This is a genomic window from Butyrivibrio sp. (genome assembly GCF_017635265.1).
Classification (GTDB): domain Bacteria; phylum Bacillota; class Clostridia; order Lachnospirales; family Lachnospiraceae; genus Butyrivibrio.
Window position 1 is genome coordinate 1 of sequence record NZ_JAGBLU010000030.1, and the last position, 16249, is coordinate 16249.

Genomic DNA, 16249 nt, shown 5'->3' on the forward strand with positions numbered 1-16249 from the left:
GCCAGCGTGCATCCTGAGCCAGGATCGAACTCTCACGTTTAAAAGTTTGATCTGGTCAAAACTTAAGCTTGGCTTTCGTTCTGTCCGTTAATTTACTATCTTTGTTCTGAATAATTCTCTTGGAATTTTTCAGGGTTGCATTACTGTTTATTTGTCAAGGTGCTTTGTTGTTGTGCTCTTCAGCAGCAACTCATTCAGTATATCGCAGCTTCAGATGTTTGTCAACAACTTTTTTAAATTATCTTTTTCGACTCATTGAAATGTTCAATTGTCGGAAATCCGCTTATTTACTGAGGTTGTTCCCCTCACAGCGGGTAAAACAAAGTATATCACTACTTTTTTTACAATGCAACAGTTTTTTTAATTATTTATAAAACTTTCATTAAAAACCTTGTAAATACAAGCATACAGCTGCATTAAAACAGTCATTACACCGGTTATTATCTCTAAATCAGTAACATATTCTATGAGATAAATTATAGCTGCAGCTTCAACAGCTCCAAGCACTGCCCCCAAAAACCTGTCCAGGGCTCCGAATATCGGAACATCTCTCATCTTCTTAAAAGCATCGCCAATAGCAGTCATGATCTTATAAACCACGAAAGCAACCAATAAATATCCCACCTTAGGTATTATTACTCCGTAGTTCTGATCAAGTACACTCCCGGTAATATTTATAATGTAATATACCGAGGCAAATGCGGCAAAGACAGCAATAAGGCCTGTAGCTTCCGCAAACAGGCCATTATTTTTTCCATATGATATTCTCCAAAGGAACAGGCAGACAACAACTATAGTCAAAACCACTTGTGAAATATCAAAATTCATAAATTTCCCTTACTTTAATGTATATGTATCAACACTGTCAGCTGTAACAAGTATAAACTTATTTCTGATATTTGTTGGAACCATAGTCCTTACAGGTTCTTCAAATGTTCCGGTGAATTTGTCGTGCCCACTCATATCTTTTATGATACATTCGTCTTCATTATATATAACAATCTGTTTGTTGTTAAATATAATCTCAGAATAATCAATATCAAAGTATGTATTAAGAACGAGTTCTCCGGAGTTATTATAGACCTGAAGTCTATAATTCCCTTCATCAGTACTGTTTGAGAAGACCAGCCCCACGTAAGACTCATTAAAAAACACAGATCTTACCTGTTCGGTTCCTGTAAAGTTTTCACTGAGACTTACCGGCTTTTCCTCACCGGAATAAAACATTATTCTGTCATCGGAAACCGCAAATGCCGAGCTTGAGTTCATAAACTGTACATATGGAACAACCACTCCCGGGTAATCATATCCGCTTGCATAGTTATCAATTGAGTTCTGTCCTACCGATCCAAAGTTAAAAAACGCTACGCTTGTCTTTACAGTTCCGTCTTCAGGGTAGATATATGAAACACAAACCAGTTCTCCATTTGGTGAAATGCTGACACTGATAGGATATCCACTGTCTTTCATAGTGGTTTTGAAATTAGCAATAGTATTTCCCTTCGAATCATAAAGATAAATCCAGGTAACGTCTGTTCCATCAAGCACAACTGCCACTACACCCTGAGCCGATACACAAAAGTCTCTTATAGGAAGATTGGTGTCAATTTCACCCAATGCGCCGGATGAGTTACTGACATAAACGTTATGTCCATTGTAGTCGCCCACAGCAATTACATTCTGACATGTACGGGCTATAGGATTCTGCATCTCATAAGTCTGATTCCAAAGAACCTTTCCGCTTTCATCGATACAGCTGATACCATCCTTACTATACTGAACTATATATCCGCCAAGACCGATAACCTTGGCATCTGCTCCGTTGGTTATTCCTGCACCCCGAGTGACAGTAGCTTCTGAATATTCTTTATCGCGCCAACTGATATAGATTGCAGAAGCCAAAAGAACTACTATAGCAGCTATGCTCACGGTTCTAAAAAAAACTGCCAGCTTATGACTTCGTATTTTTTCCTTATATGAAGTCTCCCTGTTAGAGTTTCCTTTATCATCACCGCTATTATTCAATTTTCCGGCATAAGCGCTAAAATCTCTTACTTCCGCCAAAATATATCTCTCCGTTAAAATATTGTGTTTTAACAGAACTGGTATACAGTCTCTGTATCATATTCTCTGCTTGGTCCAAATACAGGCTCCGGGAAAGAAGGCTGATTAATCGAATCCGGATAGAACTGTGTTTCAAGGCAGAATCCATTTCTCGGTGCATACGTTGCGCCTTCTTTTGCATTGTCTGCCTTTAAAAAGTTACCTACATAGAGCTGGAATCCCAGAAGAGTTGTAAAACACTTCATTGTGATTCCTGTATCAGGAGAAGAAGCTACAGCAAATTCTTTTAAAGTTCCATCGGCCCCATCAACTACAAAATTATGATCATAACCACCGACAAACTTTAACTGCTCATTGTCTGCATCAATATCCTGTCCTATTGTCTTGGCTGAAGTAAAGTCAAAAGGCGTATTATCAACAGATGCAATTTCTCCTGTCGGAATTGCAGCAGAATCAATTACAGGTGTATACTTTTTGGCATTCAGTTTAAGCATATGACCAAGGATACTTCCTGAATTGTGTCCGCCCAAATTGAAATATGAATGATTGGTCATGTTGATTAACGTCTTTGCATCACTGCTTGCATGATAGCGAAGTGATAACTCATTATCTTTTGACAAAGATATTGTAAGTGTAAATACCCTGTTTCCGGAAAAGCCCATATCTCCATCGGGAGAATTTAGCGTGAATTTAACTGAATTATCGCTTTCTTCTCCATTCCATACACGCTTATGAAAACCTTTATTCATATCAGTATGCAGGTTGTTAGGGCCATCATTTACCGGAAGCTTAAATTCTTTTCCATCAATGCAGTATTTAGCATTTGCAATCCTATTAGCGCTGGGGCCTACTGTAGCGCCAAGAAAACAATCATTGACAAAATATCCCTCAAGATTATCAAATCCTAAAGCAACATCTACTTTATTTCCATTTTTATCAGGAACAATAATATTTCTGATTATGCAACCATAATCCAATACGACAACTTCCATATTGTCGTTGCTAATGTGATAAGCATGTACCTGCTCTCCACTTGGTGCTTTTCCAACAAGTTCTTTTCTTACTCCCATAGTTTTCCTCCGATTTAAGTGCGATTATAGTTCTGTTCTTCCCTCTAGCGCTCTTAAAAGTGTAACTTCATCAATATATTCAAGATCACCACCAACCGGAACTCCACTGGCTATCCTCGTAACCTTAATCCCCGTAGGTTTAACGAGTTTACTGATATACATAGCAGTTGTCTCGCCTTCAAGACTTGAATTAGTTGCAACAATCACTTCTCTCACATCTTCAGTCTGAAGCCTTTGCATAAGTTCTGTCAAACGTATATCACCAGGTCCTATTCCGAGCATAGGTGAAATTGCTCCATGCAACACATGATATACACCTTCAAACTTACCTGTCTTTTCATATGCAGCCAAATCCCTGGCATTTTCTACAACCATAATTGTTTTATGATCTCTGTTAGGATTATTACATATTGGACAGATATCATCATCGGTAAGTGTACAGCACACCTTACAATAGTGTACATTTTCACGAGCATTGGTTATTGAGTCCGCAAGCTTTTTAACTCTGTCCTTGGGAAGACCGATTATATAAAAAGCAAGTCTCTGTGCTGACTTACCGCCTATCCCGGGCAGAGAAGCAAGTTCATCAATCAGTCGGTTAATATGTCCGCTGTATAAATCCATTAGAAAGGAAATCCTCCGCCAAGACCGCCTGTCATCTTGCCAAGCATTGCTCCACTGGCTTCATCAGCCTGCTTCATGGCTTCATTTACGGCTGCAACTATCATGTCCTGAAGCATTTCTACATCATCAGGATCAACTGCATCAGGTGAGATTACAATACTTTTAACACTCTTATTGCCAAATACAGTAGCTTCTACCGCTCCGCCACCGGCTTTTGCAGTAAACTCTTTTGTCTCAAGTTCTTTTTGGCTTTCTTCCATCTGACGCTGCATTCTTTGCGCCTGTTTCATTAAATTGCTCATGTTACCGGGCATTCCTCCGCCCGGAAATCCACCACGTTTTGCCATTAGTTAATTCTCCTTTTCTTCGTCATCCTCAGTAACTATATTAAAATTGATAGCCTGTAGATTTACATAATTTTCTTCAAATACAACCTGCGGTTCAATAAACCTTGTTTCAAATTCCACATGTTTACCAAGCGCCTGGTCCAGCACATTCTGAAGTTCCTCAGAAGATGCGCCGTTTGAATATTTATCCGATAACTGCTTATTGTCAAAAACAATCTGCAAAATATCTCCATTTCCAAGGCTTAACCTTGCTTTTTGCAAGTAAGTCTTCATTGGATTGTCCATTCGGGAAAGAATTTTAGGCCAATCATTCACAAGTCTTTTTATGTCATCCGGGACAGCCCTGTCAAGAGTTTTCTTTTGTCCCTGTGTCATCGCTGCATTTAAAGGAGCTGCCGCACTATTTGAAGCAACAGTAACCTGCCCTGTCTGAATTTCCTTTAAAAGTCTGCTGTTTTCCTCATCATGCTGTTCAAGAATTCTAAGTCGGTCTTCAAAAGCATCTTCAGCCTTATCCATTTGGGGCTTACACATTTTTATCAGCGTTATTTCTATTAAAATACGTTTTTGCGTAGCATAACGAAGCTGCGATGACAGTTCCGAAAAAATTCTGATATATCTTAATATTGTATCAGTATCTGCACCTTCCGCCTGCTCTTTTAATGCTTTCAGATTGTCAGATGATATATCGATAACGTCCTCCATCTGATCCGAAGCCTGAACAAGCATAAGGTTTCTTAAATACCAGACAAAATCATTGACAAATTGATTAAGCTCTCTGCCCTGTATTACTATATCTGCCAAAATTGTAAGCGCATCATTGGCATCCTGTTTATACAGCGCGTTGAACAGTCTGCTGAAAACTTCAGTGTCTACAGCTCCAAGCACTCCAAGCACCTTGTCATAAGTCAATTCCTGACCGTAGTTAAAAGCAAGGCACTGATCAAGAAGGCTCAAAGAATCTCTCATGGAGCCATCAGCAGTCTTGGCAATATATCTGAGAGCTTTCTCTTCAACAGTTATGCCTTCTGCATCTACAACTTCACGGAGCCTTCCCTCTATTGTTTCTATCGTTATCCTGTGGAAATCATATCTTTGGCATCTGGATAAAATAGTAATTGGAATCTTCTGAACTTCTGTAGTAGCCAGAATAAACATAACATAAGAAGGAGGTTCTTCAAGTGTCTTTAGCAGTGCATTAAATGCTCCTGCCGAAAGCATATGCACCTCGTCGATTATATATACTTTTCTTTTACCTTTAGTTGGTGAATAGGAAACTTCGTCGATGATTTCTCTGACGTTATCAACACCATTATTGGATGCAGCATCAATTTCTATAACGTTCATGCTATTTCCTGCTGCAATCTCTCTGCACATCTCACACTCACCACAAGGGCTGCCATCAACAGGATGCTCACAGTTAACTGCCTTGGCAAGAATCTTCGCAACAGAAGTCTTACCTGTTCCGCGAGTTCCACAGAACAGGTAAGCGTGTCCAACTCTATCAGATTTAATCTGGTTCTTAAGTGTTGTAACTATATGATCCTGTCCTTTAACATCTTCAAAAACAGGAGGTCTGAATTTTCTGTAAAGAGCTACATAACCCATTTAAAACAACTTCCACCTATAACAAAACTTTTTTATAATCAATCCCCAAAGCAAACTCCCAGCATTTTGGCTTCCCTGATAATGCTGGCATCCGGCGATACATATTTGAGCTTGCCGGCAATCTCTGAAAGAGGAACCTTAACGATTTCTCTGTTCTTGTAAGCCACCATAAAACCATATTCTTTATTTAAAATAAGCTGTCCCGCCTCTGCCCCAAGTCTTGAAGCGAATACTCTGTCATAAGGATCAGGCGCTCCGCCTCTTTGCATGTGCCCGGGAACAGTAACTCTTACTTCGTGTCCACTCTTTTTCTGAATTGCCTCAGCTATTTCATACGACACAGAAGGATACTTGTAATTGGCCATCTTCTCCTTGTATTCTTTCTTGGAAAGTTTGGCATCTTTTTTAGAAATTGCACCTTCTGCAACCGCTATGATAGTAAATCTGCTGCCGCGTTTATCTCTTGCCTGGATTGCTTCGCAAATCTTGCCAATATCGTAAGGAATCTCCGGAATAAGGATAACATCCGCGCCACCTGCAAGTCCTGCATTGAGCGTAAGCCATCCAACCTTATGTCCCATTACTTCTATTATAAATACACGGCCATGAGAATCTGCTGTTGTATGTATATTATCGATGACCTGTGTAGCTACATCTACAGCACTCTGGAAACCGAAAGTCATATCTGTTCCCCAAAGGTCATTGTCTATAGTCTTGGGAAGTGATACAACATTGAGTCCCTCTTCGCTTAAAAGATTAGCTGTCTTCTGAGACCCATTTCCGCCGAGAACCACAAGGCAATCAAGTTGCAGCTTATAGTAGTTCTGCTTCATAGCCTCTACTTTATCAAGGCCGTTCTCATCAGGCTCTCTGATAGTCTTAAAAGGAGTTCTTGAACTTCCAAGAATTGTCCCTCCCTTAGTCAGAATACCTGAAAAGTCGTGAGACGACAGCATTCTAAAATCGCCATAGATAAGCCCTTTATAGCCATTTTTGAAGCCGTAAAACTCAACTTCCTCACCGCTGTGCGCAATACACTTAACCACTCCGCGCATCGCTGCATTCAAAGCCTGACAGTCACCACCACTGGTCAACATACCGATTCTCATCATGTGAAAAGGCCTCCTTTGAATTAATATGCTAAAAAGTTATTTGTAAACGCACATACTACTGACAATTATACAAAAAAAAGTAATCAATGCCAAGTAATACGCAAACCTGTTTCCGAGCTATTCTCCTGTATTTTTCACGCCACTGCGATCAAAAAAAGTAATAGCAGAGCCACAGATCTTTTTACTCTTATAAGCGCTGTTGTCAGCTCGTTTATATAACTCTCCAAAAGAAAATGAATCTGTCGGATAGTAAATTGCCGCACCGACGCTAATATCAATTTTCCTGTCTGACAGCCTTTCTATATTAAGGTTATGGATACTGTCAATCAAGCGCTTCATTATGAGTTCTCCATCTTCTCTGCTGTATACTCCCGGCATATAAGCAGCAAACTCATCTCCGCCAAGTCTCATTACTATATCTTTATCTCTGAAAACACGGACCATCTTCTCTGCTATACCAATCAGAACCTCATCTCCAACGTCATGTCCGTAGTTATCATTAACCTCTTTAAACTTATCAACATCAAAAAGGAAAAACAAGCCTCCAATATTCTGCTGCAATAAGTCACGAATTTTCTTTTCCCCGCTTCCCCTGTTGTTAATACCGGTAAGCTGATCGGTTTCTGCCAGAAATTTTAATTTGTCTCTTGTTCTTTTCTCCTCATCAATTGATTCCGTTGCAAAAATCACGCAGATGACATTTTTGTCAGAATCTCTTTCTTCTACGATAAAGCGGGCGCGATACCATATATGATCATAATTAAGAAACTCTAATGTGATTGTCTCTTTTCCTAACAGTCTCTTGTTCAAAGTGGACAGATCCATGAATTCATGCATGTCGTCCAAGGATCTTGACTCAACAAAGCTATTTGTCACTTCTTCCACAATCCGGGCGGCGTTATGGCGTCCCTTTGCAAGCTTTTCGGTTATTCCGTAGTCAGTGGATATTATGATTTCCAGATCATCATGAGCAAGATCGATCCTGACCATTGTTCCATAAATATTAGCAATAGCTCTTAATCCTCTTGCCTTAACAAAAGAATCCAAAAATCTAAAAATTTTATTTGACATTTCTCTCCTTAATACTGATTACCATTCACACAACTATTGTATTATGTTTTTTCGATCGCTTCTATTACAAAACAATAATAAAAATAGAAATAAAGTATAAACGTTCTCATTGACGACAGTTTAGGAAAAACGTATAATAAAAATCGCTGCAGTTATTCTGCAGCGTCATTTTTGGAGTTGTACCCAAGTGGTTGAAGGGTCCGGATTCGAAATCCGGTAGGTCGGCTCGTCCGGCGCAGGGGTTCAAATCCCCTCAACTCCGCTCTATATGATGTTCGTGCTTTCATGCTTCCACTCTCAATATCAAACACTGTTAAGCGATATCACCATCTCTGCAGCCTCAAGCATTGTTGTGCCTGAGTTCATGGCGCACTTTTGCAGGTACTTGTGTGCTTCGGGTTCAGACATATGATGTCTCTCCATCAAAAGTTCTTTGGCTTTGGTTATGGTCTTCATATCGGCTTCACTTTTATGAAGCCTTTTTTGTTTAGCCTTTTTTCTGGATAAAGTAACACCTTCAAGCATCATGTTGATAGTTGAATAAAAGTCTGCTTTTGAAAATGGAGATGGAAGAAATACCAGTTTTTCTCCATATTTATCAAAAGGAGCCTTATCCGCAGATGCAATCATCAGCATCTGAAAATAACCGGGAAGGTCCTGCGCAAGTTCAGAAAAGAGCATGTCATTTAAGCGGTAGCCACATACTATGACTCCGCTCCCGAGATCCTCCATGGCAGAAAGCGCCTTCACACCTGTTGTACAGACAATTACGTTATCATATCCGCCACGCAGCAATATGCTTTTTATATGCTGAGCATCCTCTGCTCTTGAAAAAGCTACGATTATATTCACTCAAGCTGCCCCGAATCAGAAATTATTGAGATACTTATCGATTTCCCACTTTGTCACACAGGTTCTAAACTCTTTCCACTCAGTTTTCTTGGCTTCAAGAATCTTGTTATGAACATCCGCTCCAAGAACTTCTCTGGTAAAAGAGTCTGTCTGATATGAATAAAGCGCCTCTCCAAGTGTGTGCGGAAGCACATCAAGATCCATTCCTTTGTTGTCATCTTTTTCAGATACTGCTTCCGGAGGTGTCATCTTTTTCTCTATTCCATCAAGACCTGCTGCCAGCAAAAGAGCTATTGCAAGATATGGATTGCAGGTGGCATCGGGATTTCTCACTTCAATTTGTGGATTTAAGTCAAGGTCTTTTGAAATTCGAATAAGGGCACTTCTGTTAGCCGAATTAGAAGACCATGATATATTAACAGGCGCATCATAACCGGGAACCAATCTTTTATATGAGTTAACAATAGGATTGGTTATCAGTGTCATCCCCTTCACATGGCAGAGAACACCGGCAACAAACTGCTTTGCTGTATCTGAAAGCTGTCCATCATCGCATGTAAAGAGATTTTTTCCATTTTCATCAGCACATACAAAGCTCATATGCATTCCGGATCCGCTTATACCTTCTACAGGCTTAGGCATAAAAGTTGCATAAAGTCCGTGCTTCTTGGCAATTGTCTTTACTGCCATTCTAAAGGTCATAATCATATCAGCCGCCCTCACAGGTTCCTCTCCGGAAAACTGAATTTCATGCTGTGCAGCCGCTATCTCATGATGTGAGGAAGCAATATCAAATCCCATTTCCTCCAGATTAAGGATTATTTCTCTTCTGACATTCTCCCCCTGATCAAGAGGTGCAACATCAAAATATCCGGCTCTTTCCTTGGTAGTGGTTGTGGGCTGACCATTATCATCATAATCGAACAAAAAGAACTCGGGCTGAGGATTTACTTTGAAATTGAGCCCCATTTCCTTTGCTTTTTCAACCACTTGTTTAAGCACATTTCTGGGATCTCCGGAAAATGGCCTGTTATCTGCGGTATAAACATTGCAGAACATTCTGGCAACCTTCCCCGCCTGTGGTCTCCATGGATATATCTCAAAACTGTCAAGATCAGGATAAAGATACATATCACTCTCTTCATTTCTTACAAATCCCTCAACAGATATTCCATCAAAGGCGTACTTGTTGTCCAAGGCCTTTTCAAGACCACTTGAAGGTATGGCAATATTTTTGGGTACTCCAAAAAGATCACAGAACTGGAGCCTTATAAAAGCCACATCCTCTTCATCAACGATACGTATAATATCCTCTCTGGTGTATTTGCTCATTTTTCCCTCCATACAAATAACAAAAATGGCGCACAAAACAAACGATCCCTCTGATCATTGTCTTGGCGCCCTTGCCACTATTTTTATATTATTTATTTTTGTCGTCACTGTCAACGAACAAATCAGAAACTATACTGTAAAACCAAGTCACTTATAATCCTGTAAGTCCCTCTTGGAACCGCAAACTCTATCCCGTCTTCCATTGTCAGAGCATCCTTTGTTATTCTTAGTACTTTTTTTAAGTTTACAATGACGTTCTTGCCCAAAAGATAAAAGTATGAAACATCCCCAAGGTCATCCATCAGCATTTGCATTGTACTTCTTACAAGGTAACTTCTATTTACTGTCACAATCCGCTTATAATGGTCCTCTGATTGAATATAAATTATATCATCTACAGAGACTTTACTGACTTCGCCGCTGTCCCTGACTGTGATGTAGTGAATCTCTTCTTCAACGCACACCCTATCCATAGCAGCAAAAAACTCTTCCTCAAGAATTGGCTTTTCCAGATAATGAACGGCATGTATTCTGAAAGCCTCTTTATAGAATGCATTAGAAGAAGTCATAAAGATAATCTGACCGCCACTATCTTTTTTCCTGATTGCATCTGCTATTTCTATGCCATTCATCTTATCAATATAGATGTCCAAAAGATATATGTCATAGCTGTCTTTTTCCATAGCGCCAAGAAGTTCTATAGATGAGTTAAAGATATCCACTTTAAAATCAACACCTGATTTTGATCTTTTATATCTTTCCAAAAGCTTTGCCGCCTCAGCAGCTGAGCTTTTTTCATCATCACAAATTGCAACCTTGTACATAAAATCCCCCGGTTTTTCTATTGTTACTTTATTTTTCAGCACTGAATTCTTCAGATTCAACGACTTCTCCGGTCTCATAATCTACCTTGCTAAAAATAATCTTATTCTCCGTTTTGTCATATTCTTTTTTATACACATAACGGATTCCTTCTTCAATAGCTTCACGGTAGCCATACCACATCGGGCATCTATTTATGAAACTGTTTGAGCTTTGAACCTCGCTGATCTCATTGGACACTTCTTCGGGTATTCCGTAATCGCTGTCATATTCGTATTCAAAATCAGCATAATCACCTACTTCAGCATCTTCTCTTTCTATACCGGAAACATACTCCTGAGCATAGCCTCGCTCTAACTTATTAAGCTCGTTGAAATCATCTTCATCGGTAGTTATGCATCTGGCCCAAAGATCTTCAGGGAACATTCTTTTTATTGAAGGAACAAAGTTACTTCCGTCTTCAGCCTCTTCATAACTTACAAGAGTGTATTCCTTTGAATCATTCAACACAAATGTGATAACCGTAGGTATAGCTCCGCTGCCCGAGCACTTTACAAAATTGCCATTCTGGAACTCATACTCGCCATACATTGCAAGGCAATACGCTTTCACCTGCGGTCCATCCTCCTCACTGCTCATAAGGATATGTCCCTCTGCTGCAAGTTCTCCCTGAGAATACATTCCTGCATTTGACTTAAGGATTGCAGAAGAAATAGCATCATCCAGCGCCGTTGGATTATCAAGGGATACCTGGTTGTAGGCAAGAGCAGATAATGCCTTGATCTCGAAATCATTATAAACGCCATCGCTTCCCATTGTAGGCACTAAAGTTCCTATAATAGTCGGCATGTTCTCATAGTCCGCTTCTGAGCTTCCCGTTGTCTTAATACCGGGTGTAACCTTGACTATCAGGTCATTTCCCGCATTCAGTGTATAACTGATATGATCACCAATGCAGATACTTTCTACATCTCCCGGATTATTGATCTCGCAGAGATTATTTCCATCACTGTTAAAAGAAATCTTGTCTTCAGTTACATTTAATGTAATCATTTCAAGCAGTTTTTCCTGAACAAGTACAGGATCAACCGCATAAATCATCTCAGACTTATCTGTTCCGATTGAGAAATAATACGGAATTTCTGCATGAACACCATTTTCTGAAATCGCTTCACCAACAAGCCACATGGTATTGTCATCATAGTCTACACCTACAGCCGGGCATCTTCCATGCCTTACTTCAGGATAAGCTGTCTTATACTTGCCGGAGCCTGTCACAACCACTGTTCCATAGTCGTTGTAATCCTTGTTTCCTTCGCCAACGCTTAATAAATCCCACACGCTGACTTCCATACTAAGATCTCCATATACCCTCTGAAATCTGCTGTCATCATCAAGTTCAGCTATTTCCTCTTTTTCCAGAATGTTAGACATTTCACCGTAATCTTCATCAGAAATGTGATCGGTAGCCCATCCATACTCAAGAGTACCTTCAAGTTTTATTTCCGGTATGTTATTTACGGTCTCGTCAACACTTGCCTCTACAGATGAACTATCTGCAGCAGTTTCTTCGCTCACCTGGCTTCCACATCCCACAGCCATAACAATCATCATTACAGATAATAACCCTGACACAATTTTCTTCTTCATAATTTCACTCCTTTTTGATAAATCACTTGACGTAATAGTGACGTGCTATCCACTTGGAAAGTCCTTCAAGTCCAGGATAAACAATTCGCTCACTCATATTGAGCTGGTCGAGCATATCTCGAACTCTCCACCTTAGCTTTTTATCAATAATATATTTAACGGTGTCCTCTGTATTGTCCGAAAGGAACTTTTCTATATCCTTAATACCTGTCGGAACTACCGCGAAAAACGAGTGCTGATTAATGATTCTCTGATTGAGAGATGGCGGCTCGATTATAACCATTGATGAATCTCCCATATCCGTATCATACTGTTTTAAGCTGTTTCCTGTAAGTTCTTTTAGCATATCTACTGTAAAAATCGTTGAGTGTTTTCTGTTTACCGCATATTTATACGGTTCGGGAAGATGATCAACCATTTCGGACATATTGATTCTCCAAACCATACAATCATGTTTGTCCATCTCTTCCAGATTCTCTTCTGTCATAGCAAAATTCAGCCCTACCAGTGCCGATTGTGTCCAGTCCAATAACCTTGTAGGAAGTCCGTAGTGCTGTCCCAGAATCATCTGTCTCCAAACAGAGTGCCCTATGGAAGGCTCATCATTTATGGCATACTTGGCAAAATTCTCCAGAATCGCCGGTTCCAGCTGTTTTTGAAGATCTTTGCAATTTCTGCTAAGACTTGTGTACATCTTAAATGACGAATCAGACATTCCCCTGTATACATATGGGCTTCTGTTTCTATCAAGATCTGGCCTGTACTCCTGTTCTGTCAAAAGAGGCAACAGCTCTTCCAAAGTATCAATATGTATTTCTTTAATCATCATTTATCCCTTTCAGTATATCTCCGGTCAAGATAAGTATAGCATAAAAAAGGAAAACCCCACAGCATACGCCGTGGGGCCCATAAATCATTTAGATTGTTATCACTTTCTCACACAGCCTGCAAAATAACAACGGCTGTTTACTAAATAATAACTTTAGATTACTTTACAGTAACTTTTGTGATGTGTGGATTAGCTCCTTCATACCAGTAAAGGAAACCTTCAACATCTACAACTGTGCCGGCTTCAAGACCACTTACAAGGTTGTAGAATTCTTCATCGCTGCCGTTTAAGTAGTACTCAAGGCAGAAATCGTAGCTAGCTCCATCCTTTGAAAGTGTAACATAGATATCATCGCCGGGCTGATCATTCTTAAACGCAACAGACTCAACTGTCATATCAGAGAAAGAAACAAGCTGATTCTGAAGGTCAATGAGTTCGTCCTTGCCAAGGAGATCTGTAGCATCCTTAGCTTCTGCTACGAAATTACCCTCTTCAATTTCATATGTAGCATCAACAATCTCAACTTCGCCTGACCACTCTGACTTAACACCAGTAACCTTAATCTTTGTACCCGGTACAAGCTTGTTATAATCGTCTTCTGAGCATGCCATTTCATAGATGAAGTAAGCGCCATCCTGATCCTGTGTATAGAATGTTGCTTTATCTTCCCACCATGACTGCTTAGCCTGTACATAAGTCTCAACTACAACCTCTGTTTCAAGCTCAGCTGCTGCGAACTCAGCGTATGTCATAACGCCTTCTGACTTAGCATCATCTGCTACTGCCTCTGATGCCTCTGAAACTGCCTCTGCAGCTACTTCTGATGCAGCTTCTGTTGCTGTCTCAACTGCCTCTGATACAGCCTCTGTTGCTGTTTCTGCAGTCTCTGTTGTTGCCTTGCTTCCACATCCTACAAATGAAAGAGCAAGACCCATTGTCAAAACTACTGCTAATGTCTTTTTCATAATATCCCTCCATGAAAAAAAGTTATGAGACATCCACTATAGATGTCTAACAATACCAAACAAAGAAATTATACTAAATAATAATTAAAATACAAATATTTATTTGGATTTACCACTAATTTTGTCTCTGATTGCAAAAGCACCTATAATCACCCAGGCTGAAAACAAGAGGATTAAGAACACTACTGATTCGGAAGGGAGCGCACCAAGTTCTTTTTTCTGTCCGCCTATGGCCCCACTGCTTCCGCCCTGATCAAGATGATAGAGAGATTTCACCTCTTCATAAAGATCATCAATAAACTTATCATCTACTGTTTTCTTTCTTCGAACAGCTTTTGTAACATTTTCGATCATCTGCCCGGCGGCATCTCTAACAGATGTTGAACCGTTAAATACCGGTGTGACAAAAGTATTCTCAGTATTGTCCATAAGAAGCTTTGCAGCATCTATTTTCACCTGATAATGATCATCATTATCAGTTCCGGCTTTAGCGATATAATCCTGATATTCAGATGCGTTCTGGGCTTTTAACGTAACAGGAACATATCCTTCTGTTTCTGAATAAGCTATCTGAACATCATTAGTCAAAAGATATTGAGCAAAAAGCCAAGACGCCAAGACTTCCTGTGAGTCAGACTTATTAAATACACAAACAGACGGTCCCTGTGATATCATCTTTGGATTTTCAGGATCATATTGTGGAATTGTCATTACCTTAGTCTCAAAATCCACCAGTTTATCTTCAGCAATATCTACAAGAGGCGCATCACTTCCCATCCAGGTAGCACCTGCTGTTGAATCAATAGCAAATATACACTGTCCGGCATTTAAGAAATTTGCAGGATATCCGGAAATCTTAAAGGTTGAAAATGCTCCTGATTTAGTGTGCTCTGAAATGGTATTCAGGATTTCTTTTGTCGTATCGTTAAATAACAATATATTACCGTCGGAGTCAGAATAAGGAGCCCCCTTTTGCCACAGGCTCTGTATCATCATATTGTCAGTGGACTTATAAATGAATGGAATCATAACCTGCTGCCCATTTATCTTAAAGGTTCCATCTGCATTTTTTTCCATGGCTTTCTCTGATACTTCCCAGACAAAATCCCATGTAAGAGTTTCGGGAAGTTCGTATCCAAGAGCCTCAACATAAGTCTTGTTCACATAGCATGCCTCAGTTGATCTCATGTATGGAACAGCATAGTGATAGTCCCCTATTACGCACTCATTCAAAAATTCCGGCACAATCTCATCGACTTTTACCGAATCAAACTTTACTTCACTTCCGCCAAGACCGTATTTCTCATCTGCAAACAAACCATCAAGCGGCACCACAGTATTGCTGCCTGTCAGATATGTAGCAATGTGATCCGGATATGTAATGCAGACATTCGGCGTTGTATTGGTTGATATATTCGTGATTACGTCATTATAGATCTTGCCATAATCCGTATACAGTCTCATATTCACAGTTATGTTCGGATATATATTCTCAAAGTCCTCTATCGCTTTATTGTATATCTCTGTCTGGACCTTATTTGTATCATTTTTTGCCCAAAATGTTATCTCTATATTCTTCGATTCATCAAATGATTCCGGTATATTAAACTCACTTCCACCTTTAGAACCATGACATCCCGTTAGCACAATTGCTGCAAATATTGATAAAGTTATAGTTTTCACATTTATAGTCATAGTAACGTCTCCGTTCTGAAATATCAGAAGCTATCATAAACCATTCATTAGCAGATGATGGTTTCATAATCAGTCTTTGTGGGAACGTCCCCAAAGCGATTATGTAACTTCATCTGCCCATCAATACTTATAAAGCTTCTTCCACCACTTGAGAGGAACAAGGAAGTTAAACCTCACTGTGTTCGGTTTAACACGTTCGAACTAGCTT

General features: G+C 39.8%; 15 protein-coding genes and 1 tRNA gene. 1 reads left to right on the plus strand and 15 read right to left on the minus strand.

Going from position 1 to position 16249, the window contains the following annotated elements; all coding sequences use genetic code 11:
* Positions 1 to 360 precede the first annotated feature (360 nt).
* The 8 genes from J6O61_RS04115 to J6O61_RS04150 form a co-directional block, all read right to left on the minus strand.
* On the minus strand, positions 361 to 828 hold the full coding sequence (locus J6O61_RS04115; protein WP_292209947.1) for a CvpA family protein: 468 nt from the start codon (positions 826 to 828) through the stop codon (positions 361 to 363).
* 9 nt (positions 829 to 837) lie between these two features.
* On the minus strand, positions 838 to 2064 hold the full coding sequence (locus tag J6O61_RS04120; RefSeq protein ID WP_292209948.1) for a DUF5711 family protein: 1227 nt from the start codon (positions 2062 to 2064) through the stop codon (positions 838 to 840).
* Between the two features lie 29 nt (positions 2065 to 2093).
* Complete coding sequence (locus tag J6O61_RS04125) at positions 2094 to 3134, minus strand: aldose epimerase family protein (RefSeq protein WP_292209950.1); 1041 nt, start codon at positions 3132 to 3134, stop codon at positions 2094 to 2096.
* Between the two features lie 24 nt (positions 3135 to 3158).
* A complete protein-coding gene (recR, locus tag J6O61_RS04130; protein ID WP_292209952.1) occupies positions 3159 to 3758 on the minus strand; it encodes a recombination mediator RecR in 600 nt (199 codons plus the stop codon).
* Positions 3758 to 4105 carry a YbaB/EbfC family nucleoid-associated protein gene (locus tag J6O61_RS04135; protein WP_292209954.1) on the minus strand — a complete coding sequence of 116 codons (348 nt, stop codon included), beginning with the start codon at positions 4103 to 4105 and terminating at the stop codon, positions 3758 to 3760. Before J6O61_RS04135 ends, recR begins: the two co-directional genes overlap by 1 nt.
* Before the next feature lie 3 nt (positions 4106 to 4108).
* On the minus strand, positions 4109 to 5713 hold the full coding sequence (gene dnaX, locus J6O61_RS04140; protein WP_292209956.1) for a DNA polymerase III subunit gamma/tau: 1605 nt from the start codon (positions 5711 to 5713) through the stop codon (positions 4109 to 4111).
* Between the two features lie 38 nt (positions 5714 to 5751).
* Complete coding sequence (locus tag J6O61_RS04145; protein WP_292209958.1) at positions 5752 to 6825, minus strand: 6-phosphofructokinase; 1074 nt, start codon at positions 6823 to 6825, stop codon at positions 5752 to 5754.
* 117 nt (positions 6826 to 6942) lie between these two features.
* The gene (locus J6O61_RS04150) at positions 6943 to 7896 is read right to left on the minus strand and encodes a GGDEF domain-containing protein (protein WP_292209959.1); all 954 of its coding nucleotides are present in this window, start codon (positions 7894 to 7896) and stop codon (positions 6943 to 6945) included.
* A 173-nt stretch (positions 7897 to 8069) separates the two neighbouring features.
* On the opposite strand from J6O61_RS04150, the gene J6O61_RS04155 reads away from it, so the two are divergent.
* A tRNA-Ser gene (locus J6O61_RS04155) sits at positions 8070 to 8158 on the plus strand.
* A 41-nt stretch (positions 8159 to 8199) separates the two neighbouring features.
* Here J6O61_RS04155 and J6O61_RS04160 read toward each other — a convergent pair.
* From J6O61_RS04160 to J6O61_RS04190, 7 genes are all read right to left on the minus strand, one after another.
* Positions 8200 to 8748, minus strand: a complete 549-nt coding sequence (locus J6O61_RS04160) for an ANTAR domain-containing response regulator (protein WP_292209961.1) — start codon at positions 8746 to 8748, stop codon at positions 8200 to 8202.
* A gap of 15 nt (positions 8749 to 8763) precedes the next feature.
* Positions 8764 to 10080, minus strand: coding sequence for a type I glutamate--ammonia ligase (glnA, locus tag J6O61_RS04165; RefSeq protein ID WP_292209963.1), 1317 nt, complete (start codon positions 10078 to 10080; stop codon positions 8764 to 8766).
* Positions 10081 to 10202: 122 nt separating this feature from the next.
* A complete protein-coding gene (locus J6O61_RS04170; protein WP_292209966.1) occupies positions 10203 to 10904 on the minus strand; it encodes a LytR/AlgR family response regulator transcription factor in 702 nt (233 codons plus the stop codon).
* A gap of 28 nt (positions 10905 to 10932) precedes the next feature.
* A complete protein-coding gene (locus J6O61_RS04175; protein ID WP_292209968.1) occupies positions 10933 to 12552 on the minus strand; it encodes a hypothetical protein in 1620 nt (539 codons plus the stop codon).
* Between the two features lie 22 nt (positions 12553 to 12574).
* Positions 12575 to 13381, minus strand: coding sequence for an FRG domain-containing protein (locus tag J6O61_RS04180; RefSeq protein ID WP_292209970.1), 807 nt, complete (start codon positions 13379 to 13381; stop codon positions 12575 to 12577).
* Positions 13382 to 13539: 158 nt separating this feature from the next.
* The gene (locus J6O61_RS04185; protein ID WP_292209972.1) at positions 13540 to 14346 is read right to left on the minus strand and encodes a hypothetical protein; all 807 of its coding nucleotides are present in this window, start codon (positions 14344 to 14346) and stop codon (positions 13540 to 13542) included.
* Positions 14347 to 14445: 99 nt separating this feature from the next.
* The gene (locus tag J6O61_RS04190) at positions 14446 to 16041 is read right to left on the minus strand and encodes an ABC transporter substrate-binding protein (RefSeq protein ID WP_292209976.1); all 1596 of its coding nucleotides are present in this window, start codon (positions 16039 to 16041) and stop codon (positions 14446 to 14448) included.
* Positions 16042 to 16249 lie beyond the last annotated feature (208 nt).